Source organism: Alkalibacterium sp. s-m-28, assembly GCF_054658175.1.
This window is the reverse complement of sequence record NZ_BAAGIQ010000408.1, coordinates 1-255: the sequence shown is the minus strand read 5'-3', so window position 1 is coordinate 255 and position 255 is coordinate 1. Positions and strand designations below refer to the sequence as shown.

Sequence of the window (255 nt, the reverse complement as noted above, 5' to 3'; positions counted from 1 at the left end):
TAATGACTGCAGCGTGACCAAACCAGCTATCAAAGAGAATCGTGTTTGCTTTTAAACGGTTTAAAGGTAGCGCATTAAGTAAATCAAACATGGTTTCTGTTGCTTTCTTTTGAGCTTCTTGACGGCGCTTATATCCAACGGTCCGTTTGTCTACTCGCTCATCTGCTTCACTTAAGCGATTGGCTTTCTTTTTGGAGCTGAGAAAAGATTTTGCCAACGGAATAAAGGTGAGACCATCACTCCAACCTAGAGTAA

The 255-nt window shown here is 41.6% G+C and carries 1 pseudogene; it reads right to left on the bottom strand.

Going from position 1 to position 255, the window contains the following annotated elements:
* A pseudogene (locus ACYQ4S_RS12785) lies at window positions 1–255 on the bottom strand (IS4 family transposase); the annotation flags it as partial.